At 47.3% G+C, this 203-nt stretch carries 1 protein-coding gene; it reads left to right on the top strand.

Annotation, left to right across the window (positions count from 1 at the left end):
* A partial coding sequence (locus UQ64_RS31465) for a hypothetical protein (protein ID WP_167348537.1) occupies nt 1–203 on the top strand: 203 nt, incomplete at both ends.

Genomic DNA, 203 nt, shown 5'->3' with positions numbered 1-203 from the left:
TTCACACCAGTTACAGGCGGAAGCTGGGATGATGACAGCACTGAGAAAATCGCAGAATTTGCTCCGGTCGCAAGCAGATACCTGAAACTTACTGCCATCGCAGGTCATGGTGGTTTAGCTTCAGCGGCAGAGATTAACATCATGAAGAATGAGATGGATGAGGACTATCAAGCCCTTCAAGCACTTATCACAAGTGTGCAAAG

This window comes from Paenibacillus etheri (assembly GCF_001012825.1).
Classification (GTDB): domain Bacteria; phylum Bacillota; class Bacilli; order Paenibacillales; family Paenibacillaceae; genus Paenibacillus_AQ; species Paenibacillus_AQ etheri.
This window is presented reverse-complemented; position numbering and strand designations above follow the sequence as displayed.